The sequence below is a fragment of the Streptomyces sp. VTCC 41912 genome, assembly GCF_045799175.1.
GTDB lineage: Bacteria > Actinomycetota > Actinomycetes > Streptomycetales > Streptomycetaceae > Streptomyces > Streptomyces albulus_C.
Genome location: NZ_JBJMAB010000020.1, coordinates 26,462 through 51,147 on the forward strand (window position 1 = coordinate 26,462; position 24,686 = coordinate 51,147).

At 72.2% G+C, this 24,686-nt stretch carries 21 protein-coding genes, 1 tRNA gene and 1 pseudogene; 6 read left to right on the forward strand and 17 right to left on the reverse strand.

Features of this window, described 5'->3' with window-relative positions; genetic code table 11:
• The 5 genes and pseudogenes from ACJ6WD_RS25115 to ACJ6WD_RS25135 form a co-directional block, all read right to left on the reverse strand.
• Positions 1-501 carry a VOC family protein gene (locus ACJ6WD_RS25115; RefSeq protein ID WP_016574623.1) on the reverse strand — a complete coding sequence of 167 codons (501 nt, stop codon included), beginning with the start codon at positions 499-501 and terminating at the stop codon, positions 1-3.
• A 106-nt stretch (positions 502-607) separates the two neighbouring features.
• A complete protein-coding gene (locus ACJ6WD_RS25120; protein ID WP_016574622.1) occupies positions 608-1,159 on the reverse strand; it encodes a DoxX family protein in 552 nt (183 codons plus the stop codon).
• A 449-nt stretch (positions 1,160-1,608) separates the two neighbouring features.
• Positions 1,609-2,159 (reverse strand): annotated as a pseudogene (locus ACJ6WD_RS25125) (GNAT family N-acetyltransferase); the annotation flags it as partial.
• A gap of 315 nt (positions 2,160-2,474) precedes the next feature.
• Positions 2,475-2,936: a GNAT family N-acetyltransferase gene (locus tag ACJ6WD_RS25130; RefSeq protein WP_407616539.1), complete on the reverse strand. Its 462-nt coding sequence runs from the start codon at positions 2,934-2,936 to the stop codon at positions 2,475-2,477.
• A 382-nt stretch (positions 2,937-3,318) separates the two neighbouring features.
• Positions 3,319-3,393: transfer RNA gene (locus ACJ6WD_RS25135), tRNA-Val, on the reverse strand.
• Between the two features lie 199 nt (positions 3,394-3,592).
• On the opposite strand from ACJ6WD_RS25135, the gene ACJ6WD_RS25140 reads away from it, so the two are divergent.
• From ACJ6WD_RS25140 to ACJ6WD_RS25155, 4 genes are all read left to right on the forward strand, one after another.
• Positions 3,593-5,005 carry a hypothetical protein gene (locus ACJ6WD_RS25140; protein ID WP_376558878.1) on the forward strand — a complete coding sequence of 471 codons (1,413 nt, stop codon included), beginning with the start codon at positions 3,593-3,595 and terminating at the stop codon, positions 5,003-5,005.
• Positions 5,006-5,223: 218 nt separating this feature from the next.
• Positions 5,224-6,012 carry a DUF4383 domain-containing protein gene (locus tag ACJ6WD_RS25145; RefSeq protein WP_407616540.1) on the forward strand — a complete coding sequence of 263 codons (789 nt, stop codon included), beginning with the start codon at positions 5,224-5,226 and terminating at the stop codon, positions 6,010-6,012.
• Positions 6,013-6,199: 187 nt separating this feature from the next.
• Entirely contained in the window at positions 6,200-6,904 is a 705-nt protein-coding gene (locus ACJ6WD_RS25150) for a FadR/GntR family transcriptional regulator (RefSeq protein ID WP_376558880.1), read from the forward strand.
• A 58-nt stretch (positions 6,905-6,962) separates the two neighbouring features.
• Complete coding sequence (locus ACJ6WD_RS25155; RefSeq protein WP_037633544.1) at positions 6,963-7,175, forward strand: zinc ribbon domain-containing protein; 213 nt, start codon at positions 6,963-6,965, stop codon at positions 7,173-7,175.
• 20 nt (positions 7,176-7,195) lie between these two features.
• Here ACJ6WD_RS25155 and ACJ6WD_RS25160 read toward each other — a convergent pair whose 3' ends face one another.
• The 4 genes from ACJ6WD_RS25160 to ACJ6WD_RS25175 all read right to left on the reverse strand — a co-directional run bounded on the left by ACJ6WD_RS25160 (position 7,196) and on the right by ACJ6WD_RS25175 (position 12,508).
• Complete coding sequence (locus tag ACJ6WD_RS25160) at positions 7,196-7,855, reverse strand: O-methyltransferase (RefSeq protein WP_331248422.1); 660 nt, start codon at positions 7,853-7,855, stop codon at positions 7,196-7,198.
• A 52-nt stretch (positions 7,856-7,907) separates the two neighbouring features.
• Positions 7,908-8,735: an HAD family hydrolase gene (locus tag ACJ6WD_RS25165; RefSeq protein ID WP_233660881.1), complete on the reverse strand. Its 828-nt coding sequence runs from the start codon at positions 8,733-8,735 to the stop codon at positions 7,908-7,910.
• Positions 8,735-11,212 (reverse strand): phosphoribosyltransferase, encoded by a 2,478-nt coding sequence (locus ACJ6WD_RS25170; RefSeq protein WP_407616541.1) that lies wholly within the window; start codon positions 11,210-11,212, stop codon positions 8,735-8,737. Before ACJ6WD_RS25170 ends, ACJ6WD_RS25165 begins: the two co-directional genes overlap by 1 nt.
• 123 nt (positions 11,213-11,335) lie before the next feature.
• Entirely contained in the window at positions 11,336-12,508 is a 1,173-nt protein-coding gene (locus tag ACJ6WD_RS25175) for an HpcH/HpaI aldolase/citrate lyase family protein (protein WP_038519091.1), read from the reverse strand.
• Between the two features lie 218 nt (positions 12,509-12,726).
• On the opposite strand from ACJ6WD_RS25175, the gene ACJ6WD_RS25180 reads away from it, so the two are divergent.
• The gene (locus ACJ6WD_RS25180; RefSeq protein ID WP_407616542.1) at positions 12,727-13,824 is read left to right on the forward strand and encodes a TerD family protein; all 1,098 of its coding nucleotides are present in this window, start codon (positions 12,727-12,729) and stop codon (positions 13,822-13,824) included.
• Between the two features lie 88 nt (positions 13,825-13,912).
• On the opposite strand, the gene ACJ6WD_RS25185 is transcribed toward ACJ6WD_RS25180, so the two are convergent.
• From ACJ6WD_RS25185 to ACJ6WD_RS25210, 6 genes are all read right to left on the reverse strand, one after another.
• Positions 13,913-14,629: a Tellurium resistance gene (locus ACJ6WD_RS25185; RefSeq protein WP_267953362.1), complete on the reverse strand. Its 717-nt coding sequence runs from the start codon at positions 14,627-14,629 to the stop codon at positions 13,913-13,915.
• 119 nt (positions 14,630-14,748) lie between these two features.
• Positions 14,749-15,894, reverse strand: coding sequence for a DUF475 domain-containing protein (locus tag ACJ6WD_RS25190; protein WP_376447359.1), 1,146 nt, complete (start codon positions 15,892-15,894; stop codon positions 14,749-14,751).
• A 266-nt stretch (positions 15,895-16,160) separates the two neighbouring features.
• The gene (locus ACJ6WD_RS25195) at positions 16,161-16,736 is read right to left on the reverse strand and encodes a TerD family protein (RefSeq protein WP_233660885.1); all 576 of its coding nucleotides are present in this window, start codon (positions 16,734-16,736) and stop codon (positions 16,161-16,163) included.
• Positions 16,737-16,852: 116 nt separating this feature from the next.
• A complete protein-coding gene (locus tag ACJ6WD_RS25200) occupies positions 16,853-17,428 on the reverse strand; it encodes a TerD family protein (RefSeq protein WP_016573708.1) in 576 nt (191 codons plus the stop codon).
• 181 nt (positions 17,429-17,609) lie between these two features.
• Entirely contained in the window at positions 17,610-18,068 is a 459-nt protein-coding gene (locus ACJ6WD_RS25205; protein WP_016573707.1) for a peroxiredoxin, read from the reverse strand.
• 151 nt (positions 18,069-18,219) lie between these two features.
• Positions 18,220-18,642 (reverse strand): DUF3052 domain-containing protein, encoded by a 423-nt coding sequence (locus ACJ6WD_RS25210; protein ID WP_016573706.1) that lies wholly within the window; start codon positions 18,640-18,642, stop codon positions 18,220-18,222.
• Positions 18,643-19,159: 517 nt separating this feature from the next.
• Here ACJ6WD_RS25210 and aceE point away from each other — a divergent pair.
• Entirely contained in the window at positions 19,160-21,907 is a 2,748-nt protein-coding gene (gene aceE, locus ACJ6WD_RS25215; RefSeq protein ID WP_233660886.1) for a pyruvate dehydrogenase (acetyl-transferring), homodimeric type, read from the forward strand.
• 98 nt (positions 21,908-22,005) lie between these two features.
• Here the strand turns inward: aceE and ACJ6WD_RS25220 are convergent, their stop codons facing one another.
• Together ACJ6WD_RS25220 and ACJ6WD_RS25225 are read right to left on the reverse strand one after the other, a co-directional pair.
• Positions 22,006-22,437: a peptidase inhibitor family I36 protein gene (locus tag ACJ6WD_RS25220; protein WP_016573704.1), complete on the reverse strand. Its 432-nt coding sequence runs from the start codon at positions 22,435-22,437 to the stop codon at positions 22,006-22,008.
• A 565-nt stretch (positions 22,438-23,002) separates the two neighbouring features.
• A complete protein-coding gene (locus ACJ6WD_RS25225; RefSeq protein ID WP_233660888.1) occupies positions 23,003-24,604 on the reverse strand; it encodes an MFS transporter in 1,602 nt (533 codons plus the stop codon).
• Between the last annotated feature and the right edge of the window lie 82 nt (positions 24,605-24,686).

Sequence of the window (24,686 nt, forward strand, 5' to 3'; positions counted from 1 at the left end):
TCAGGTGGCCGAGCCGGCCGCCGCGCCGGTCAGCAGGTCCGGGCCCCAGCGCTCCAGCGCCGCCGCCAGGTCGAGCGGCCGCAGCCGGTCCGCCTCGTCCGCGCCCGGCCAGTCCGCCCGGGGCACCCGCCACATCACCTCGAACTCGTTGCCGTCCGGGTCCCGGGCGTAGAGCGACTTCGAGACCAGGTGGTCGGTGGCGCCGACCAGCGCGCCCCGCTCCCGCAGCCGCGCCGCGATCGCCGCGAGGTCACCGAGGGTCCCGACCTCCCAGGCCAGGTGGTAGAGCCCGATCCGGCCGTTTTCCGGCCCCGGGGCATCGGGGCCCACCGCGAACAGGCCCAGGTCGTGGTCGTTGTCCGAACCGGGCGCGCTCAGGAAGGCCGCCCGCCCCGGAATCTCCACGTCCACCGTGAACCCCAGCACCTCGGTGTAGAACGCCACCGACCGTGCCACCTCGCGGATGTACAACACCGCATGGTTCAGCCGCCGAACCGCCATCACGCCTCCACTCTTCCGTCACGCCGCACGTCGCTCCCCCGCCGTTCCCCCGTCGTTGCCCGCCGCCACGGCCCGGACCGCGCCCGTGCCCCGGCGGCCCCCGGCGTCACTTCCGGATCAGCAGCGTGGCCGCCGCGAGCACCACGCTCAGGACGAGCGCTCCCACCCCGTAGGCCAGCCGGTGCGCGCGCAGGCCCGGCAGGAAGCGGTCGACGGCGTAGCGGCCGGGCCCGGTCAGCGCCAGCGCGGCCGCGCCGGTGGCGAGCAGCAGTTCGTACTCCACGCCCTCGGGCGCGAAGAAGCCGCCGCCCCACTTCACCGCCAACGCGTTGATCATCGTGCCGACCACCGCCGCGCCGGCGAGCGGCGTCAGCAGGCCGAGCACCAGCCCGAGCCCGCCCAGCGTCTCGGTGAGCCCGGCGCACACGGCCATCGCCTTGCCCGCCGGGTAGCCGCTCGCCTCGAAGAACTTGCCGGTCCCGTCGAGCCCCGGACCGCCGAACCAGCCGAACAGCTTCTGGCTGCCGTGCGCCGCCATGGTCAGCCCGAGGACCAGCCGCAGCAGGAGCAGGCCGACGGCGTAGCCGTGCGGAGAGGGGGCGTTCCGCACCGCGCCGCCGAGCCGATCGAGACCGGACATGCTGTGGGGGGTTGTCATGACAAAAACTCATTCCTCTATGTCGCGTGCCGGAGCGACCGCACCGCGCGACGCATCCACTGCACCGCGCGACGGACCGGCCGATCGCATCGCCGGCCGAGCACTCCTCAACAATTTACTTGAAAGTTCAAGTCATTCCCACCCTACACATCCCCCCAGAAACACCAAAGGCCCCCGATCGGTACGGATCGGGGGCCGAGGAAAGCGGCCGCTGCCCACCACAGCGGCCCGCCGGGCTGCTCAACCGGCCAGGAGAAACCCGGCGAAACCACCGTCGGTCCGGTGGACGAGGTGCACCACGCCCTGGGCCTTCAGCGGAGCCTTGAGGTCGGGGCCGGACCGGCCACGGGAAACACCGGTACGGCCATCGGCGCCGACAAACGCTCACGGCCGGCTCCCCCTCCGCCGCACTGCGCCGCCATGTGCGCCGACATGCCCCCGGACCCGCCCAGGTCGAGCAGCATCACGTCATGGAGGTCGGCGCCCGTTCCCCACGGCCGCGCCTCGCCGGCCTTGCGGTACCCCCACGCCCGGTAGGCGGCCGTCGCCGCTTCGCTGCCCGGGTGGACGTTCAGCAGCACCCGCTCGGCCCGAATGCCGTCGAGCAGCGTGGCGTGCAGACGCCGCGCGATGCCCTGCCCGCGCCACGGTCCGCGCGCGGCGAGTTCCATCAGCCCGAAGGTGCGGCACCCGTCCTCCCGTCGCACTCCTCGGGCACCGGCTCGGTCAGCTCGTCCCACCAGCCCGTGTCGGCGGCGAGCGGGTGACCGTACGCCATGCCGACCGGCTCGCCGCCCCCGCCGCGCGCCAAGGCGGCGCGGAACGCGGGCTTGCGTACCTGGGAGGGGAAACGGCGGAAGGCGGCGGCGACGTCGTCCTCGGACTCGCCGTAGGGAGGCTCGGCGAACGCTTCGCCATAGATCACCCTGAACGCGAACTCGGCCCGCCCCGCGGCCGATCCGTCCACGCCCTCCACCACGACGGCCCCCTGCTGCGCCATGTGATGCCCCCTCCGACACCCCCCTCGCCGCGTCCGCCATCCTCCCCGGCGGCGACGCTCCGGGACCGGACCGCGTCACACGGAAAACCACTTCGGCGTGCTGCTCGGAGTCGACTGGGGTGGCGGAAATCGGCCCAGGCGGTGCGCAGTTGCTCGTACTCGGCTTGCTCCTCGGGCCGGAGCGCACGTCCGGCGCGGGCGGCCATGAACGCGGGGTACGGCGACGGCGCCCCGAACGACGAGGCCGAGGAATGCCTCGCCGCTTCCCCACCCCACGACAGAGGCTTCCTCCTGCTGTTGCCAACCGGCGCCGGGTCAGCTCTGGATGGCGATGACCAGTTGTGGCAGCACCCTGCCGGCGATGGAGCCAGAGCGGGTGGTTCCGATACGCGTTGCGCCCATCGCGCGGTAGAAGGGCTCGGCATTGGGGTCGGCGTCGATCGTGAGTCGGGCGAACCCCAGCTCACGTCCGGCGGCGACGGTCCGTTCAAACAGCAGGCGGCCGATTCCCTGGCCGATGGCCTGGGGCTCGACGAACATCATGCCCAGCGTGCCGGTGGGCGGCTCTCCCTCAAGAGTCGTGAATCCCAGGACGTGACCGTCCCTGTCAGCCACCATGGCGCGCCTCCGTGCGACCTCCCCCGCATCAACAGTGAGTTCGTCCTTGCACGCGTCCAGGAACTCGGCGTCGTAACCCCAATGTGCCTTGGACCGCAGCGCCAGGTCACTGAGGATCTTGGCCTCCGCCGCCCTCGCCGGCCTGATCAGCACGCTCATCCACGTCCCCCGATCAAAGGTGAGTCCCGATCTTCGCACCCGGCAGGCGTGCGGAAGAAGTACGCGACGGTCCGCGGCTCGACGGGGCGGGCGTTCGCCCCCACGACCAGGCGGCCGCCGATGCCCCACGGCTGCGCCACCCTGCTCATCGCCCGCCGATGTCCCGCCGCGCGTCGTGAGGGAGATCCTGGGGCACTCGCAGATCGCGGTGACCATGAACGTGTACACCCACGTTTCGGAGGACTCGCGACGGGAGGCGGTGGGGCACCTGGACCGGCTCCCGCGGCGTCGGCGGGGGGCGGGGGCGTCCGGAGAGTGGGGACTGCCGTCGAGTTCCACCGTCAACGCCCCCGTGGAGAGGTCTCCGCGGGGGCGTTTTGGCTGGTGGGCACAGACGGATTTGAACCGCCGACATCTGCTTTGTAAGAGCAGCGCTCTACCGCTGAGCTATGCGCCCCGGTCGAGCCGACAGACTACCTTGCCGTGGGGCCGGGACCGCAAACCCGTGATCAAGGGGTGGAACCGGGGCGGTGGGGCGTTCGCGGGTGGGTGGTCGTGGGGTGGTGGGGTGCGCGTGAACTCACCGGTCGGGATGTTCGTTGGGGTGGGTGGGAGAATGACAGCCGGTCCTGGGGCGATCCGATCGGGAGAGGGATGTGACGGCGACACACATGCAGCCGCAGCCGCGGCCGTCCGGGCGGGGGATCCGCCGTCGCACCCGCGGGGGCCAGGCGCGCCGGGCGGTCCGGGACGTGGTGGGGCTGGTCCTGCTGCCGTTGCCGCTGCTGGTGGCGGTGGCGCCGATGGCGTTCGCCGGGGGCGGGACCCGGCGCTGGTTCGGGCGCGGGGAGAACCAGCGGGCCGATGCGCAGGCCGCCAAGGACGCCGCGGCGGCGGCGTTCTACGAGCTCGACAGCACCCACCGGGACCTGCGGATCTCGGTGGAGACGATCACCGCGGTCGACGACTCCCAGCGGGCCCGGCAGGCCGCCGTGGAGTACGAGAGCTTCGGACAGCGGATCGACCAGGTCAGCCAGGGGTACATCACGGCGGTCGACTCCCATGACCTCGACCGCGACGACGTCGACGGTGCCGCGCTGGCGCGGGCCCGGGCCGACCTGACCCGGGCGCGGGAGGAGCTGGAACGGGTCCGCGGGGAGCTGGACTGGTTCGCGCAGAGCCTCACGCCGTTGCTGCAGAACGCCGAGACGCAGCTGGCGCGGGTGGCTCCGGCCGTGGAGCAGGCCCGGCAGGCGCTGCTGGCGGCGAGCAACGCGCTGGACGCGGTGCGGGGGCAGGGCTTGCGGGCGGACGACCTCGCGGCCCGGCTGGCGGCGCTCGGTCCTGAGCTGACCAAGTTGAACCAGGGGGCCGGGCAGCACGGCGTGCCGGCCACCATCCAGCGCGCGGAGGAGGTGCAGCGGCAGGCCGGGGCGATCCGGTCGGAGGCGGAGCGGCTGCCGGCGACCGCCGCGGAGATCGACAAGCGGCTGGTGTCGCTGCGCACCCGCGCGGAGGCCATCACCACCCGTGCCCAGCAGGTCGCCCCGGTCCTCAGCGAGCTGCGGCGGCGGTACAGCGCGGCCTGCTGGCAGGACCTCCAGAACGTGCCGGAGCAGGCGGTGGAATCGGTCGGGCGGGCGCGGGCCGCGCTCCAGGAGGCCGGGCAGGCCCGCACGGAACAGCGCTGGGCGGACGCCACCAGTCGGTTGGCGACGGTGCGGGCGCTGCTCAACACCACCGACGAGGCGGTGTCGGCGGCCGGGGACCGCCTGCGGCGGCTGGACGCGGTGGCGGCCGACCGGCAGCAGGAGGTCGAGCGGACCCGCTTCGCCGTCCGGGACGCGCAGCGGCTGGCGATGTCCGGGCGCAGCACGCCCGACCCCCGGCACGCCGGGCCGTTGGACGAGGCGGTGGCCCGGTTGGACCGCGCGGTCCAGGGGCTGGAGGGCCGGCATCCCGACTGGTGGCACTTCCTGACCGAGACCGAGGCGGTGCGGGAGACGGCGGCCCGGGTGGTGCAGGAGATCCGGGACGAGCGGGGCGGGACGACGACCAGCGGTCGCTGAGGCGGCGGGAAAGCCGAGGCAGGCGGGGCGGCGGGAAAGCCGAGGCAGGTGGGGCGGGGCGCCGGACCGTCTCCCGGGCGGCGCCGGGGGGCGCCGGGACGCCGGTCACGGCGGGTGGTCGGCCCGTCCCCGCAATGGCATGAAAGGCCCACGTGTCGGATGCTGGAGTCCTGAGTGAGTACGGCCCAGGCGGCTCATCTGCGCGAAGGAGGCCGGACATGGCTGCTACCGGTGCACCTGGCCACGTGCTGCACAAGCCCGCGAACCCCCTCCGCCGGTTCAGGAGGCGGCGTGCCCAGATCAACGAGCACCTGCCCGTCGACCACCGGCTGAGCCGGGTCTACCGCATCGGCGCGGGCGTGATGGGGCTGGTGCTGGTGGCGTTCGGCATCCTCGGCCTGACCCACCACATCGGGTTCTTCGACACCGGCGGTGCGACCGCGGCCGGGTTGAACACCAACGGTTCGCTCAGCGTGCTCTCGATCGTCGTCGGTGCGCTGCTCATCGCCGGCATGGTGATCGGCGGGAACTTCGCCTCCACCCTCAACATCGTGCTCGGCGGGCTGTTCCTGCTGAGCGGGTTCGTGAACCTCGGGCTGTTGCAGACCGACGCGAACTTCCTCGCCTTCAAGATCCAGAACGTGCTCTTCAGCTTCGTGGTGGGGCTGTTGCTGCTGGTGTTCGGGATGTACGGACGGGTCAGCGGCGGTCTGTCGCACGACAACCCCTACTGGCGCGCCCGGCACCCGGAGGAGGCCGAACGCTTCGAGCGCGGGGAGTTGCACCCGGTGTCCGGGATGACGGCCGGACGGCAGTCGGCGCGGGTGCGGATGCAGGGCGCCTGGCACGGCGGGCAGGGCTCGCTCGGCCCCGGCACCAGCCGCACCGGCCCGCACCCCCGGCACACCGGTGCGCAGTCCGAGGCGAGCCCGGCGGCGGGCGCCGGCGCGGCAAGCGCCGGGAAGCCGGGCGGCGCGCCCCCGGCCGGTAGCTCCGAGGAGTTGTGAGGCGGGCCGCTCGTCGACGGACCGCCGGCCGGGCCGGCGGCCCAGGGCGTACGGGGCGCACCGCGGGGCGGACAGCCGCGCGGTGCGCCCCGGCGGTTGCCGGGGCGGGCGGCCGACGCGGGGAGCAAGAAGGGGGTAGGAGGAAGAGGGCGGGGAGCCAGGGCGTACGGGGCACCGGGGAGTGACCATGGAGCAGTTGGGGAATTCCGCTTCGCCCGCGGATCACGGGCGGCACGGCTCGGCCGTCGAGGCGCTCGCCAAGCGGATCTGCGAGGGCAACTACGGCGAGGGCGACGTCCTCACCGCGCCGGAGCTGATGGCGGAACTGGACGTCAGCCAGACCGTGCTGCGCGAGGCGGTCAAGGTGCTGACCGGCAAGGGGCTGCTCGCCACCCGGCAGAACCACGGCACCTACGTCCGCCCCCGGGAGGAGTGGAACCTCCTCGACTCCGACGTGCTGCGCTGGAAGCTGGCGGCCGGCGCCTCGTCCGACTTCTTCGCCGACGTGCTCGAACTGCGCCGGTCCATCGAGCCGGCCGCCTCGGCGCTGGCCGCGGAGCGCCGCACCGACGACGACCTGGAGGCCCTCGGCGCCGCGCTGAGCGCGATGGCCGCGACCGAGGACGACCCGGTGCTGCTCATCCGCGCCGACGCCTCCTTCCACACCGCGATGCTGCTCGCCTCCAACAACCGCTTCTACGCGCAGATGCACCGGGTGATCGTGCCGGTGATCATCCAGCGCGGCCGGGACGTGTACGCCTCCGGCGGCTCCTTCACGCATCCGCACGCCGTGCACGCGGCGGTCGCCGAGGCCGTGCGGGACCGGGACGTGGACGGGGCGTACATGGCGATGCTGGAGCTGCTCGACAAGTCGGCGCGCGAGCACCCGTAGGCCGCCGCCGGTCCCGTCCGGTGGGCCGGGCCGGGCGACCAGGCCCTAATCTGTGGCCATGCCCCGTTACGAATACCGCTGCCGCCCCTGCGGGACCACCTTCGAGCTCGACCGGCCGATGGCCGAGTCGTCCGCGCCGGCCGTCTGCCCGGACGGCCACCAGGACACCGTGAAGCTGCTGTCCGCCGTCGCCGTCGGGGGGACCGCGGCCGCCCCCGGCCCGTCGGGCGGCGGGGGCGGCGGCTGCTGCGGGGGCGGCTGCTGCGGCTGATCGCGGCGCCGGCCCGCGGGCTAGCGCTTGCGGGCCAGCGTCACGCCGTCCGCGACGGCGAGCAGCACCGCGTCCGTGCGCGCGTCCTCCAGGACGTGGTCGTTGAACTCCCGGATGGCCAGGGCCGGTCCGGTCACCGCGGGGTCGGTGACCTCGCCGTGGTAGAGGACGTTGTCCGCGACGAGCAGGCCGCCGGGCCGCAGGCGCGGCACCAGTTCCTCCCAGTAGGCGATGTAGCCGCCCTTGTCGGCGTCGAGGTAGACCAGGTCGAGGTGCGGTTCGGTGGGCATCGCCCGGAGGGTCTCCAGGGCGGGCGCGATCCGCAGCCGGATCCGGTCCGCGACGCCGGCCTTCGCCCACGCGTCGCGACCGTAGGCGGTCCACTCCTCGGAGACGTCGCAGGCGGTCAGCGTGCCGTCGGCGGGCAGCGCCCGGGCCATGGCGAGGGTGGCGAAACCGGTGAACGTGCCCACCTCGACCACCTGCCGGGCCCCGATCAGGCGGACCAGGAAGGCCAGCAGTGCCGCCTGCTCCGGAGCCGACAGCATCCCGGCCGCGTCCGGGAAGCGCTCTCTGGTGACGTCCGCCAGCTCCTGCAGCGCGGGTTCCAGGGGTGGGTTGTGCGCCAACACGTAGTCGTACAGCTCCGCTGTGAGCGGGGCGCTCTTGGGCTCGGCCACGGGGTCTCCTCCCAGTCGCCGGCAGCCTATTGCCGGCGACCGGGCGGCGTCATCAGGCACGCCCCGGGTCCGTGACGCCGGCCAGGAAGGCGCGGGCGATCAACTCGCCGGCGGCCACCCCGCGCTCGCGCAGCGCCGTGACGTGCGGGGCCCGCCAGCCGGTGTCGGCCAGTTCGCCGTGGCCCGGTCGCCAGCCGCGGTCGGCGGCCAGCAGCAGGTCGGTGTCGAGCAGCGAGTCGCCGGCCGCGAGGATGCCGGTGGCGCCGGTGCGGCGGGCCACCTCGGCCACCGCGGCGCTCTTGGTGAGCGGCTGGGGAACGGCGTAGAGCTTGCGGCCCTGGAGGGAGATCGTCCAGCCGCGCGGCTCCGCCCACGCGGCGAGGTCCTTCACCCAGCTCTCCGGCAGCAGCGACCGCTCCACCACGAGGTAGGCGAAGAGGTCCTCGGCGGTGCGTGCCGTGCGCAGCCAGGCCGGGTCGGCGGTGCGGACCAGGTGGGCGCGGACCTCGTCCAGCGGCGCGCACCGGGCGGCGAGCCGGGCGGCGACGGTGCGCTGCCAGTCCGGGTCGGACTCGCCCCGGACGAGCAGGTGTCCGCCGTTGGCGCAGACCGCGAACTCCGGGGGCGGGCCCGGGAGGTGGATGCGCCGGTACTGCTCGCGGGTGCGGGTGGTGGCCGGCACGAAGGTGGTGCGCTCGGCGAGCTCGGTGAGCAGCGCGGCGGCCGTCTCCGTCAGGTAGGACAGCGGCCGGCCCTCGTAGACCTCGACGCAGAGCAGCCGGGGGGCCGCCGCGTCCTCGCCGGTGAGGTACAGCGCGGCGGCCGAGTAGATCAGGGTGCGGTCGAGGTCGCTGGCGACCAGCGGTGCGGGGACGGTCATCAGCAGGCCACCGCCTTGCCGTCGGCGCCGGTGGCGCCGCGGGTGAAGCGGGGGTGGATCAACCCGACGCAGGTGTAGGGGAGTTCGTCGACCTCTTCGACGGGGACGCCGCGTTGCTCGGCCAGCAGGCGGACGTGGTCGAGGTCGCTGCCGGCGCCGCGCCGGGCGAGGATCCGCCACGGGACCCGGCGGAGCAGGACCCGGGTGGTCTCGCCGACGCCGGGTTTGACGAGGTTGACGTCGTGGATGCCGTACTCCTCACTGATGCGTTCGACGGCCGCCCAACCCTCCCAGGTCGGGGTGCGGTCGGTGGCCGCCAGCGCCCGGACGTCGGCCGCGACCGCGTCGGCGACCTCGTCGAACCGGGCGGCAACGGTGTCCAGGAACGTCGCCGACAGGTCGCCGTCGGCCAGTTCGCGGTAGAACTTGGCGCCGTGGAAGTCGTCCGGCCCGACCAGGTCGGTGCGGAGCACGGTGCGTGAGATCAGCCCGGAGACCGTGGAGTTGAGGCAGGCCGACGGGATGAGGAAGTCGTCGCGGGTGCCGTAGGTCGTCACGCAGCCGCCGGGGTCGGCGAGGACCGCGATCCGCGGGTCGAAGCCGGGCAGGTCCGACAGGCCGGCCAGCGTCCCGGCGAGCTCCCGGGTGATGGCGCCCTTGCCCGTCCAGCCGTCCACGAAGACCACGTCCGCCGGGTCGTGGTGGGCGGCGAGCCAGCGCAGGGCGGTGGTGTCGATGCCCCGGCCGCGGACGATGGAGACGGCGTAGTGCGGCAGGTCCAGGCCGTGCGCGTGCGCGGCCCAGCGGCGCATCAGGACGCCGACGGGGGTACCGGCCCGGGCCAGCGAGACCAGGACCGGGCGCGGGCCCCGCTCGGCGAGGACGGTCTCGGTGACCGTCCCGACCGCGCGGGCGATCCGGCCGGCGGAGGTGCGCAGCGCGGCGTGGAACAGCTCCTGGTACTGGACGCTGGGCTGGTACTCGACCGGCAGCGACTCCGCGTAGTGGGCGCCGCCGCGCTGGATCGCCTCCTCGCGCTCCTCGGTCGGCGCCTCCAGCGTGACGTCGGACAGGTCCTGGAGCAGCCAGCCCACCTCGTCGGGGGCGTAGGAGGAGAAGGCGGGGCCGCGCAGCGGGCCGGGCAGCGGGCCGGGCAGCGCGCCGCGCGGGGTGCGGGACGGCACGACGGCCAGCAGCAGCCGGTCGGTGTGGCCGGCGAGCCGGTCCAGGAGGCCGCCGGGGGCGTGGAGTTCGGGGCGGTCGCCGGCCGAGTCGACGACCGCGACGACGGCGTCGAAGCGGCGCTCCGGGTCGCTGCCGGGGGCGACGTTGTACGCGTAGCGCTCTCCGGGGCCGTCGGCCGGGTCGTCGTGGGCGGGGAACGCGAGGCAGGTGCGGATGGCGTAGCCGGGGTCGTCCACGGCGAGCACCGGGGAGCGGGTGGTGGTGGAGAAGTGGACGGTCGCGCCGTGCTCGGCGAGCAGCGCGTCCAGGGCGCCGGCCAGCCGCAGCGGGGCGTACATCAGCTCCTCGTTGCCGAGGACGAGGACGCGGCGGGCGTCGCCGAGCTGCGCCGCGATGCGGGCGGCCATGGCGGGGAGCCGGTCCTCCAGGAGCGCGCGGTGGGCCGGGGTGAAGCCGTGGCGTCCGCCGTCGGGCAGTCCGGCGGGCCAGCCGAGGTCGACGCGCACCGGGCGCGGGGGCGCGGACCGGGCGTCGCCGGGGGGCGCGGGCGGCTCCCCGTGGGCGGCGACCAGTTCCCGACCGCGGTCCAGGACGTCGTCGGGCAGGTGGACGCCGCCGCCGGCCAGGGCGACGAGGTCGACGCGGGCGCCGAGTTCGGCGGCGAACTGGGCCAGCCGCGCGCGGTCCGCGGCGGAGCGCATGTCCACCAGGGCGACGACGACGTACCGCCGCCGCGGATGGCGGGCGTGCAGGGCGCGGAGGGTGTTGAGGACCGTGCGCCCGGTGGAGAACTCGTCGTCGACGAGGACCAGGGGGCCGTCGCCGGCGAGCAGGGCGCCGTCCTCGGGCAGCAGCAGGTGCGCGGTGGCGTGGCTGTGCTCCTCCTCGAAGCCGGCGGCGTGCGGCACACCGGGGACCGGGCGGCGGGTGGAGTGCAGGTACGGCGCGAGCGCCAGCCCGTCGGCGACCGAGTGGCCGAGCCCGGTGGCGGTCTCGGCGTAGCCCAGGACGACGGCGCGGGCGGCGTCCTCGTCGCCGAGCAGGGCGCGGACCCGCCGGCCCAGCCCGACCCCGGCGCCGTGCACCACGTCCGGGCGCTGCGGCACGTGCTTGCCGAGCACCTTGGAGACCAGCAGGTGGGCCCGCTTGGGGTTGCGCCGCAGCGCCAGCCCGAGCAGGTCCGGCAGCTCGTCCCCGCCGTGCAGCGCGACGCCGAGCCGTTCGGCGACCCACTCTCCCGTCCACACCACGTGCCGTGTCTCCTGCGTCATCGCGTCCGTGTCGTCGTTCATGCCGTTGCTCTTGCCGTTGGTCGTTCGGTGGTCATGTCGTTGGTCGTGCGGTGATCGTGCGGTGGTCGTGCGGTCGTCTTCGCCGGGGTCGGGCGCGCCGCTCGGTCCGGTGGGCCGCCGCGCTCAGGCGGCGGGCACGCTCGCGGTCAGCAGCTCCACGAAGCCGACGTCCTCGCGGGCCACGCCGAACGCCTCGGCGCGCAGCAGCGTCCGCTCGGCCCAGGCCCGGTGCGGCTTCACCTCGTTCATCTTGTTGGTGTACGAGGAGCGCAGCACCCCGCCGTCGCCGCGCTCCGGCCGCAGGATGTCGGTGGCGTCGCAGTACTCCTCGTGGCTGACGACGGACAGGGCGTGCACCGGGGCGACGTGCGAGGGGTGGATGCAGGTCTTGCCGGTCAGGCCGTTGGCGCGGTCCAGCTCGATCTCGCGCAGCAGGCCGTCCATGTCGTGCTCGATCAGGGTGGTGCGCAGCTCCTCGGCCTGCCCCAGGAACGGGCTGCGGCGCAGTTGCGGCTTGAACATCCGCTCGTGCAGCCGGAAGTACTCCCACACCGGCCCGGTGACGGTGAAGCCGGTGCCGTCCGCACGGCCGAGGACGTTGACCACGTCGGCGATGACGGAGGCGACGATCTGCACGTCGTAGGCGGTCATGTCGGGGGCCCGGCGCAGCCCGTAGGCGGAGCAGAAGTCGGTGACGCCGAGCCGCAGGGCGAGGACCCGGTCGCGGTGGTCGTCGACGGTGCGGGCGATGCCGGCGAGGGTCGCGGCACGGCTCTCCAGGTGGAGCAGTTGCGGGGACTCCAGCACCGGCATGGCGAACAGCCGCCGTCCGCAGGCGGTTTCGGCGTCGGCCAGCGCCTCCAGGAAGGGCGCGCCGCGCTCCGCCGTGAACTTGGGAAGTACGAATCCGGACAGTCTGCGCACGGCCGGGCCCAGGCGGCCCACCAGGTCCGGTATTTGGCCGGGTTCGCGGACCCGGATGAAGAGCAGCGGAAGGTCCTCGCCGCCGTCGGCCGCCGCGTCGAGCAGGGCGAACTGCCGGACGAGGTTCCGCTCGCCGGCCGCCACGTCGCCGTCGCCTATGGAGTCCTCCAGGCACAGCACCATGGACGTGACGCCGCGGGCGACCTGCTTGCGGACGTCGGCGGCGAGGTGGGGGCGGGTGGCGGGGCTGTAGAGCGTGGCACCGAGGGCGACCGCGAGCGTGCGGGCCGGGGAGTCGGCGGTGAACTCCACCGGCTCCCTGTGGAACAGCGTCTTGCGGATGTCGGGCGCAAGATGCCCAAAGTGACGCATGCAACTCCCCGTCTAGAAGCGGGACCCGGGCGCCCCCGCCGCATCTCGCTGTCTGGATCCAGCCGGTAATCGTACGTGTGTGGGGGTCCGGAAAGTTCCCGCGGACGTGAAAATCTCGCCACCGTCCCGCCCCCGCGACGTGACCGCCGGGTGTCCGGGAAGCGCCGTGCCCGGCCCCCGCGTTGTGGCCGCCACCGGAGGGAAGGCAGGATTGCGGCATGACGCACGCGATGCTGAAAGGGTCGAACGTACCCCTCGACGCCACGGCCGTGAGAGCCGTGTTGCGCTGGACGCCGGGCGCCGGCGTCCCCGACGTCGACGCCTCGGCCCTCCTCGTGGGAGCGGACGGGCGCGTGCGCTCCGACGAGGACTTCGTCTTCTACAACCAGCCGCGACACCCCAGCGGCCTGGTCCGGCACCTGCCCAAGTCCCGGCTGTCCGAGTCCCTGACCGACACCATCGAGGCGGAGCTGACGCCGCTCGACGCGTCGGTGGCCCGGGTGGTGCTGGCCGCATCCTCGGACGGCGGCCCGTTCGCCGGCGTGACGGACCTGCGGGTGCTGCTGTACGACGCGACGACGGACGGCACGGAACCCCTGGCGGTCTTCGACGTGATGCCCGAGACGGGCGAGGAGACCGCGCTGATCTGCGGGGAGTTGTACCGCCGCGGCGACAGCTGGAAGTTCCGGGCGCTGGGCCAGGGCTACGAGAGCGGGCTGATCGGCCTGGCCACGGAATTCGGCATCTCGGTGGACGAGAACGACCCGCCCACCAGTCGGACGGCCCGCGCGGCGCAGGAGGCGTCCACCGCCCACCCGCCGACCGCCGACGCGCCCTCCCCCGAGGCGTCCAGCGCCCACCCGCAGGGCGAGGACCCCACCGCGGCCGTCGAACGCCCCGCCACCCCGCCGGGCCCCGCCCCGTCCGGCCCGGTCTCGCCGCCGCCCGGCGCCTGGCCCGAGGAGGCCGGCGGCCCCCGGTCGGATCCGGAGGCGGTCACCCAGCACGTGCCGGACGGGATGCCGGAGCCGTTCTCCGCCGCCCCGCTGCCGCCGGCCCCGACCGGCGGCTACGGCTACCCGGCCAACGTCCCGCCCCCGCCGTCACAGCCCCCCGCCCAGACCGGCGCCCACGGCTACGGCTATCCGGGCCCGCCGCCGCAACAGCCGCCGTACGCGCCGCAGCAACCGCCCGCCTACGGCTATCCGCAGCAGCCGGTCCCGGCGTACGGCTACCCGGCGCAGCCGCCGCAGCCGTTCGTGCCCGACCCGGCGTTCGTCCTGCCGCCCCAGGGGCCGCAGTTCCAGCGCCGCTGACGCACCGGAAACGGCCGGGGCGCCGGGCCCGCACACACGTCCCGACGCACCGGCCGCACCGAACGTCCCCCGAGCCCCTCGGTCCGTCTCAGACCTTCGACTTGTAGCCGCGGCCCCACTGGAGACCCCAGCCGTACATCCGGTCCAGCTCGGCCTGGAAGCCGTAGACGTACTTCACCTCGCGGCGCACGGTCAGCCCGTCCTTGCCGTTCTCCAACATGAAGATGGCGCAGGACCGGGCCTGCGGCGCCCGCTCGTCCAGCTTGACCTCGACCCGCGGCCCGCTGCTCGGGTAGAGCGTCACCACCGCGTGCGTGCGGTCGAACGCCGGGGTCCCGTCGTAGATGTAGACGAAGATCAGCAGCCGCTTGATCTCGTCGCGGTGGTCCAGGTTGACGTACAGCGTCTCGCCGGAACCGGAACCGAACCGGTCGTCGCCGCTGAGCTTGACGAACGGCGCGGCGTTGAGGTCGCCGAGGAAGTCGCCCAGCGGCTGCACCACGCCCTTGCTGCCGTCCGCGAGCTCGTACATGCAGGCCAGGTCGAGGTCGACGTTGACCACGGCCGGGCCCTGGGCCTGCACGATCTCGGGCCGGAAGAGCTTGCTCGGGTTGCGCAGCAGACTGCCCGAGCGCTGCCCCCGCTCACCGAAGTCCGAGGTCCTCATCTGCCAGCTCAGGTTGACCCGCAGATGGCCGTTGGCCGCCCCCTGCTTCGTCAGCGAGACGACCGGATTGCGCTTCGTCAGCTCGACGACGTACGACGCGCCACCGCCGTCGAACTTCGGCGCGTTGCCGCGCCACATGTTCCCCAGGAACGACACTGTGCCCACCCCCTCGTTGTGGCCCCTACCGGTGCGGGGCGGCCAGTGGGTGTGTGTCCCGTGGCCGCCCCGCAGAAAAGCGTTCCTCAATCAGAGGTCCGTCACACTCCGGACGTCACTTCCGACTGCGCCGACGACTCGGCCCCCGGCTTGCCCTCGCGCCGGTTGCGCAGCACCGACGAGCCGAAGGACAGCCCGATCAGGACGATGCCGACCAGGCCGGTGATGACCTCGTTGATCTCGTAGCGGATCGTGACGAGCAGGATGACGCCCAGCGCGCCGATGGCGTAGTGCGCACCGTGCTCCAGGTAGACGTAGTCGTCCAGGGTCCCCTTGCGGACCAGGAAGACGGTCAGCGAGCGGATGTACATCGCGCCGATGCCCAGACCCAGGGCCATCTCGAAGATGTCGTTGGTGATGGCGAACGCGCCGATGACACCGTCGAAGGAGAACGAGGCGTCGATGACCTCCAGGTAGAGGAACATGAAGAACGCGGCCTTGCCGGCCAGGCCCACCGCCGCGCCGGTCCCGCCGCCCTTCTTCTCCACCGCGGCCGGCTCGGCGCCGTCCTCGGCCGCCTCGTCTTCGTCCTCGTCCTCCAGTCGGCCTTCGAAGTAGCCGGAGATCCCGCCGACGACGAGGTAGGTGATCAGGCCCGCGATGCCGGAGAGCAGGACCGTGGTGGTCTTGTCCCCGCCGCCGTGCGCGGCGTGCGGCGCCACCGTCATGGCGCTGACCAGCAGGACCACCAGCGCGACGATGATGGAGAGGGTGTCGAGCTTGCCGATCCGGGCGAGCGGCTTCTCGATCCACGACAGCCACTTGTAGTCGCGGTCCTCGAAGATGAAGTCGAGGAAGATCATCAGCAGGAAGACGCCGCCGAAGGCCGCGATGGCCGGGTGGGCGCTGGTGACCAGTTCCTCGTAGTGCGCCTTGTTGTTGACGGCGAGCTGGACCGCCTCGATCGGCCCCATCTTCGCGGTGATCGCGACGATGACCACCGGGAAGACCAGCCGCATGCCGAACACCGCGACGAGGATGCCGACGGTGAGGAAGATCTTCTGCCAGAAGGCGTTCATCTTGCGCAGGATGCCGGCGTTGATGACCGCGTTGTCGAAGGACAGCGAGATCTCCAGGATGGACAGGATCCCGACGATCGCGAGCCCCTGCCACCCCCAGAGGACGCCGGCCAGGCCGAGGCCGAGCACCGTGATGGCGAACGACCAGCCAAAGGTTTTCAGGAGCACTGCCTACCCAATCCTTCGCTGTGTGGGTCCCCCGCGCGCAGTGCGCGGCGCTTTACGAAACGTTGACCCCGAAGTGTAGAGCGATGACTTTCCCGCCGGCGCGCTCGGCCCCTGCCCGTTCACGGAGCCGCAGGTCCGGCCCGCGTGCGACGTCTTCGACGGCGGCGGGGCGGCGGATGGGCCACCCGCCGCCCCGCCGAGCACCGAGCGCGGGCGGCTGGCCCTCTTTGTCCCCGCACCGCCGACCGAGCGGCGCCGTCGACCGGCTACGAGACGTTGACCCCGAAGTCCAGGGCGATGCCGCGCAGGCCGGACGCGTACCCCTGGCCCACCGCCCGGAACTTCCATTCGCCGTTGCGGCGGTAGACCTCCCCGAAGATCATCGCGGTTTCGCCGGCGGCGTCCTCGCTGAGGTCGTAGCGGGCGAGTTCGCTGCCGTCGGCCTGGTTGAGGATCCGGATGAAGGCGTTGCTGACCTGCCCGAAGCTCTGGCCCCGCAGATCGGCCTCGTGGATCGAGACCGGGAAGACGATCGTCTCCACGTGCTCGGGGACCTGGGTGAGGTCGACGAGGATCGTCTCGTCGTCCCCGTCCCCTTCACCGGTGAGGTTGTCACCGGTGTGCTCCACGGAGCCCTCGGGACTCTTGAGGTTGTTGTAGAAGACGAAGTACTCGTCCCCCAGCACCCGGCCCGACGCGCACAGCAGCGCGCTGGCGTCGAGGTCGAACGCGGCTCCGGTCGTGGACCGCGCGTCCCAGCCGAGACCGACCGTGATCTGCGCGAGGTTCGGAGCCGCCTTGGAAAGGGAGACGTTGCCCCCCTTGGCGAGCGTGACGCCCATGGTGTTCGCTTCCTCCCCGGTATCGGTGCGGGGCGCGGCGCACGCCCCGGAAACGCACCCGGCGCCGCACTCCCCGGACGGGGGCGTACGGCGCCGGACGCGGTCGCGCCGTGCGCTCAGACGTTGACGCCGAAGTCCTGCGCGATGCCGCGCAGGCCCGAGGCGTAGCCCTGGCCGATGGCGCGGAACTTCCACTCCGCGCCGTTGCGGTACAGCTCGCCGAAGACCATGGCGGTCTCGGTCGAGGCGTCCTCGCTCAGGTCGTAACGCGCCAGCTCGTTGCCGTCGGCCTGGTTGACCACGCGGATGTAGGCGTTGCGCACCTGGCCGAAGCTCTGCTGGCGGGTCTCGGCGTCGTAGATCGACACCGGGAAAACGATCTTGTGGACGTCGGCGGGGACACCGGCGAGGTTCACCTTGATGGCCTCGTCGTCGCCCTCGCCCTCACCGGTGGTGTTGTCACCGGTGTGCTCGACCGAACCGCACGGGCTCTTGAGGTTGTTGAAGAACACGAAGTTCTGGTCGTTGGCGACCTTGCCCTGGTCATTCGTCAGCAGGGCGCTGGCGTCCAGGTCGAAGTCCGTACCGGTGGTGGTACGCGCGTCCCAGCCCAGACCGACGAGAACGGCGGTCAGATTGGGGGCTTCCTTCGTCAGCGAGACGTTGCCGCCCTTGCTGAGGCTGACTCCCACGAGTCCTCCCGTAGATTCGAGGGGTACGTCATGATGTGCGCCCCCATCGTGCATGGCATCGGATCAACGATTTGATCCTAGTGACCGGTTCCCGCCGAATGCAGATAACGCACATGGATCTTGACGGATGTCCGCCCGGGCGCCCCGCACGCCGCGACGCACCCCGAGGGCCGCGCCGGACCTAGAGGGCTTCGAGCGCCTTGACGTAGTCGTTCAGGTCCCGGGCGTCGGGCAGGCCGTTGACGATCGTCCAGCGCACCACGCCCTCCTTGTCGATGACGAAGGTGCCGCGGACCGCGCAGCCCTTCTCGTCGTCGAAGACGCCGTACGCGGTGGAGACCTCGCCGTGCGGCCAGAAGTCCGACAGCAGCGGGTACCCGAGGCTCTCCTGGTCGGAGAAGACCCGCAGCGAGAACGGCGAGTCGTTGGAGACGGCCAGCAGCTGCACGTCGTCGTTGACGAACTTCGGCAGCTCGTCGCGGAGCGCGCAGAGCTCGCCGGTGCACACACCGGTGAAGGCGAACGGGTAGAAGAGCAGGACGACGTTCCTCTCACCGCGGAAGTCGGAGAGCCGCACCAGCTCGCCGTGCTGGTTCCGCAGCGCGAAATCCGGGGCTTCGGTGCCGACCTCGATCGCCATGGGGCTGCTTCCTTCCCGCCTCACTCTGTCCTGGACGCAGACCACCCTACGCGCCGGCCCGCAGGGCCGGCGCACCGCGCCTGAACTGCGCCGAGCCCCTTCCGGAGGGCTCCGGAAGGGGCTCGGCGAGGACGTGAGGTGAGACGGCCGGTCAGCGCTTGGGCGAGATCAGCCGGCTGCCGGTCCAGTCCTTGCCGGCGTTGATGCTCCGGGTCTGCGACAGACCCGAGGTCTGTGCGGCCTCGTTGATGTCGCTCGGCTCGATGTAGCCGTCGCGGCCCGTCTTGGGCGTCAGCAGCCAGATCTGGCCGCCTTCGTCGATCAGACCGATGGCGTCCACCAGCGCGTCCGTGAGATCACCGTCGTCGTCTCGGAACCACAGGACGACGACATCAGCGACGTCGTCGTAGTCCTCGTCCTCGAGTTCCTGGCCGATGATGGCCTCAATGCCTTCGCGGAGCTCCTGCTCGACGTCCTCGTCGTAGCCGATCTCCTGGACCACCTGTCCGGGCTCGAACCCCAGCTTGGTCGCAGGGTTGGTCCGCTCCTCCGCGTGGTCCGCGGTCGCGCTCACGGATTGCCTCCTGTCATGTTTCGGAAAGTACTCGTGGACTCCGCGCGTGCGCGGAGCATTGGCCGTAGTCCACACGTGCCGGGCGGATCGCGCAAGTACCCGGCGGTCGAGACCGCCGAAACGGTGACGATCGACGGGCCCAGCGCCGTGGCCCGGCCCCCACCAGGACACCATGAAGTGATACGCACCACAGCATTGTGCCGGGTATATGGGGTAGGCGGGAAGGAATGGCCTCCGCGCAGGGTATCGGAGCGGCGTGACTCCCCCGGCCGGAGCTGCCCGGCCGCACGCCGCGGCCGTTCGAGTTGGGCGTATGGTTGCGATTTGGCCGACCTCAGGACTCGGCCCCTTCCGCGCCCTCTCTCCGCGGGTGGTTACCCACCGGTAGAGGTGACGTATCCCAGTGGCTCGGTACACGATGGAAGACGGCGCGATACAAGGCACAGACAGCTTTCGTCCCCGTGCGCAGCGGCAGTAGCAGGCAGAGCACGACACGAACCCGACACGAAGGAACAGCGTGGCTTCCGGATCCGATCGAAACCCGATCATCATTGGCGGCCTTCCCAGCCAGGTCCCGGACTTCGATCCCGAAGAGACCCAGGAATGGCTCGACTCGCTCGACGCGGCCGTCGACGAGCGAGGCCGGGAACGTGCCCGCTACCTCATGCTCCGCCTGATCGAGCGCGCCCGCGAGCGGCGGGTGGCCGTGCCCGAGATGCGCAGCACGGACTACGTCAACACCATCGCGACCAAGGACGAGCCGTTCTTCCCGGGCAACGAGGAGATCGAGCGCAAGGTCCTCAACGCGACCCGGTGGAACGCCGCCGTGATGGTCTCGCGCGCCCAGCGCCCGGGCATCGGGGTCGGCGGCCACATCGCCACCTTCGCCTCCTCCGCCTCGCTGTACGACGTGGGCTTCAACCACTTCTTCCGCGGCAAGGACGAGGGCGACGGCGGCGACCAGGTCTTCTTCCAGGGCCACGCCTCCCCCGGCATCTACGCCCGCGCCTACCTGCTGGACCGGCTCAGCGAGGGCCAGCTGGACGCCTTCCGCCAGGAGAAGTCCAAGGCCCCCGACGGCCTCTCCAGCTACCCGCACCCGCGGCTGATGCCGGACTTCTGGGAGTTCCCGACCGTCTCGATGGGCCTCGGCCCGCTCGGTGCGATCTACCAGGCCCGGATGAACCGCTACATGGCGGCCCGCGGCATCGCCGACACCTCCAAGTCGCACGTGTGGGCCTTCCTCGGCGACGGCGAGATGGACGAGCCGGAGTCGCTCGGCCAGCTGTCCATCGCCGCCCGCGAGGGCCTGGACAACCTGACCTTCGTCGTCAACTGCAACCTCCAGCGCCTGGACGGCCCGGTCCGCGGCAACGGCAAGATCATGCAGGAGCTGGAGTCGCAGTTCCGCGGCGCCGGCTGGAACGTGATCAAGCTGGTCTGGGACCGGAGCTGGGACCCGCTGCTGGCGCAGGACCGCGACGGCATCCTGGTCAACAAGCTCAACACCACCCCCGACGGCCAGTTCCAGACCTACGCCACCGAGACCGGTGCGTACATCCGCGAGCACTTCTTCGGTGACGACCACCGACTGCGCGCGATGGTCGAGAACATGACCGACGATCAGATCCTGCACCTGGGCCGTGGCGGTCACGACCACCGCAAGATCTTCGCGGCGTACGCGGCGGCCAAGGCCCACAAGGGCCAGCCGACCGTGATCCTGGCCCAGACCGTCAAGGGCTGGACCCTCGGCCCGAACTTCGAGGGCCGCAACGCCACGCACCAGATGAAGAAGCTGACGGTCGAGGACCTCAAGCGCTTCCGCGACCGGCTGCACCTGCCGATCCCGGACAAGGACCTGGAGGACGGCCTGCCGCCGTACTACCACCCGGGCCCGAAGTCCGAGGAGATCCAGTACATGCACGACCGCCGCCACGGGCTGGGCGGTTACGTGCCGACCCGGGTCGTGCGCGCCAAGCCGCTGGAGCTGCCCGGCGACAAGGCGTACGCCACCGCCAAGAAGGGTTCGGGACAGCAGAAGATCGCCACGACCATGGCGTTCGTCCGCATCCTGAAGGACCTGATGCGGGACAAGGAGATCGGCAAGCGCTTCGTGCCGATCGCGCCGGACGAGTACCGCACCTTCGGCATGGACGCGTTCTTCCCGTCGGCCAAGATCTACAACCCGCTGGGCCAGGTCTACGAGTCGGTGGACCGCGAACTGCTGCTGGCCTACAAGGAGTCGCCGACCGGTCAGATGCTGCACGACGGCATCACCGAGGCCGGCTGCACAGCTTCGCTGATCGCCGCGGGCTCCGCCTACGCCACCCACGGCGAGCCGCTGATCCCGGTCTACGTCTTCTACTCGATGTTCGGCTTCCAGCGGACCGGCGACCAGTTCTGGCAGATGGCCGACCAGCTCTCCCGCGGCTTCGTGCTCGGCGCCACCGCCGGCCGCACCACGCTGACCGGTGAGGGCCTCCAGCACGCCGACGGCCACTCCCATCTGCTGGCCTCGACCAACCCGGCCTGCGTCGCCTACGACCCGGCCTTCGGCTACGAGATCGCGCACATCGTCCGGGACGGTCTGCGCCGGATGTACGGCGAGACCGCCGACGGCAAGCCGGGCGAGGACGTCTTCTACTACCTGACCGTCTACAACGAGCCGATCCTGCACCCGGCCGAGCCGGCGGACGTCGACGTCGAGGGCATCCTCAAGGGTCTGCACCGGATCAAGGCGGGCGAGAAGGGCGAGCACCGGGCCCAGATCCTCGCCTCGGGCGTCGCCGTGCCGTGGGCCGTGGAGGCCCAGCAGATCCTCGCCGACGAGTGGAACGTCAAGGCCGACGTGTGGTCGGCGACCTCCTGGAACGAGCTGCGCCGCGAGGCGGTGGAGGTCGAGGAGCACAACCTGCTCCACCCGGAGGAGGAGCAGCGCGTCCCGTACGTGACGCAGAAGCTCCAGGGCGCCGACGGCCCGAAGGTCGCCGTCTCGGACTGGATGCGTTCCGTCCCGGACCAGATCGCGCGCTGGGTGCCCGGCACCTACCAGTCGCTGGGTGCCGACGGCTTCGGCTTCGCGGACACCCGCGGTGCCGCCCGCCGCTTCTTCCACATCGACACCCAGTCGATCGTGCTGGGCGTGCTGACCGAGCTGGCCAGGGAGGGCAAGGTCGACCGCTCGCTGCTCAAGCAGGCCATCGACCGCTACCAGCTGCTGGACGTGACGGCCGCCGACGCGGGTGAGGCCGGCGGCGACGCCTGACCCCTCCGCGGCCGTCCGCCGCACCGTCTCCCCCGCGCCCCCCGACCGGCGAAGCACGCCGGTCGGGGGGCGCGGTGCGTCCGCCCGGGACGGACCGCTCAGTGCTCCCACAGCTTGAACGCCCTTACCTGGTACGGCGAACGGGGCACCCAGCTGCCGCCGCCCGGATAGGTGTCGAACTCGCCGGTCTCGGCGCAGACGGCGCTCTGGTAGGTGGTGACCGGGCGGCCGGTGCGGTTGGCGAGCGAGGCGGCGGTCGTCCCCTCGGGGAGGGTCACGCAGCTCTCGATGTCGGTGCCGGACAGTTCGTGGGTCTGTCGCCGGCCGCCGAAGTCCGGCTTCGACCACAGGCACAACTGGCCGGCCGAGCAGTCGCCGGACGCGGCGGTGCTGCGGCCGCCGCCGGCCGCGTGGGCGACCGGGGCGCCCGCGGACCAGGGCGTGGCGAGCGTCGCGGCCAGCGCGGCGAGGCCGGTGACCAGTGCGGTGCGGCGGACCGTGCGGGACGTGCCGGACGTGTGGTGGCGCATGAAGTCGCTCCCCCGTGTCGGGCCGTGGCGGGGCGCGCGGGTCTCGGCGCGGGCCACGGCGGTGGTGTCCGCGGCGGGCCGGTGCCCGTCGCGGCTTCGGGTTCGAGCGTGCGGCGGAGCGGGCGGCTCCGCCAAGCCCGGCGCGGATGCTCCACCCGGATCAGGGAGGTGGACGACGCCCAGGGCCTGAACGCACCGGTCGGTGCACGGAGTTGACGTGCCGGGGCGGGCGCGGATGGGGCGCGGAAACCGTTCCTCGCGGGCGCGGCAAGGGGCGCGGGCGGGCCCGTCGGCCAGGAGGAGGGGACCGGGCCGCTCGGTTCCCGGTTCGCGTCATCCGGATGAGGGATGTGGCCCCACGGCGGAGGCCAACTGCGGCTTGGGCGGCGGCGGTTGCCGACGACGGTCGAGGGCGGGAGGGGGGTTGACGGCGGCGGGCCGTCGCGGGCCCGGTCGAAGGCCCGGAAACGCGAAGCGGCGCGCGACCGGCCGAGGGGGTGGTTCGGCCGGTCGCGCGCCGCTGGGGCGGACCGGATGACGCCGCGGAACTCCGTGGCGCCGAAGGTCAGATGTGGCCGACGCCGGCGCCCGCCGCAGCGTTCGCCCCGCGCTTGGTGAAGAGCGCGACGACGGCGGCGAGGACCGCCACGCCGCAGGCGACGGAGAAGGCGAGGCCCATGCCGGAGACGAAGGTGTCGTGGGCGACCGCGACGATCTTCTCGGCGAACGGCTTCGGGGTGCCCTTCGGCACCGGGGCGATGCCCGCCGAGACGGCGTCGGAGACCAGGGACTGCTTCTCGGGCGGCAGCGGCGGGAGGCCGGCCTTCTGCCAGTTGCCCGGGAGGTCGTGGTCGACGCGGGAGGCCATCACGGCGCCGAGCACGGCGGTGCCCAGGCTGCCGCCGACCTGCATCGCGGCCTGCTGCAGACCGCCGGCGACGCCGGAGAGCTCCAGCGGGGCGTTGCCCACGATGACCTCGGTGGCGCCGACCATGACGGGCGCGAGGCCCAGGCCGAGCAGGGCGAACCAGACGGACATCGGGCCGGTGGTGGTGCCGGCGTCCAGCCCGGACATGCCGTACATCGCGACGGCCGTGATGACCATGCCGCCGACCAGCGGGATGCGCGGGCCGAACTTGGTGATCAGCACGCCCGCGAGCGGCGAGCCGACGATCATCATGCCGGTCAGCGGGAGCAGGTGCAGTCCGCTGTCGACGGGGCTCATGCCGTGGACGTTCTGGAGGTAGAACGTCACGAAGAACAGGCCGCCCATGAAGGCGAAGGCCATCAGCACCATCAGGACCGTGCCGGCGGTCAGCGGCACCGAACGGAACATCCGCAGCGGGATCAGCGGCTCGCGGACCTTGCTCTCCAGGACGGCGAAGAGCGCGAAGAGGACGACCGCGCCGATCAGGAAGCCCCAGGTGGTCATGGAGCCCCAGCCCCATTCGGTGGCCTTGATCAGCGGCCAGATGAGGCAGAACATCGCGCCGGACAGCAGCACGATGCCGGGGACGTCGAAGGAGCGGGGGGCGTTCTCCGCGCGGTGGTCCTTGAGGATCACCAGGCCGAGGACGAGGGCCAGCACACCGACCGGCACGTTGATGAAGAAGACGGACTGCCAGTTGACGTGCTCGACGAGCAGTCCGCCGACTATCGGACCGCCGGCGGTCGAGGCGCCGATGACCATGCCCCAGATGCCGAGGGCCATGTTCAGCTTCTCCGCGGGGAAGGTGGCGCGCAGCAGCCCCAGCGCGGCGGGCATCAACAGCGCGCCGAACACGCCCTGGAGCACGCGGAAGACGATGACCAGCGTGACCTGGCTGGAGAATCCGATGGCGGCGGAGGCGGCGGCGAAGCCGACGATGCCGATGAGGAACGTCTGGCGGTGCCCGAAGCGGTCGCCGAGCTTGCCGGCCGTGATCAGCGCGACGGCCAGGGCGAGCATGTAGCCGTTGGTGATCCACTGCACGTCGGCGAGCGAGGCGTTGAGGTCCGACTTGATGGCCGGGTTGGCGATGGCGACGATCGTGCCGTCGAGCGCCACCATCATCACGCCGATGGCGACGGAGAAGAGAGTCAGCCAGGGATGGCCCCGCAACCCCTTGCGAGGCTCCGGTACGGGAAGTTCCGGTGCGACGTCGGCGACCGGGGTCTGAGAGCTCATGTTTCGAGGCTAATGTCAGCAACTGACAGTTGACAAAATAATTCATGAGTCGGTAACTGTCATTTAGCTCACAGGTATCCTG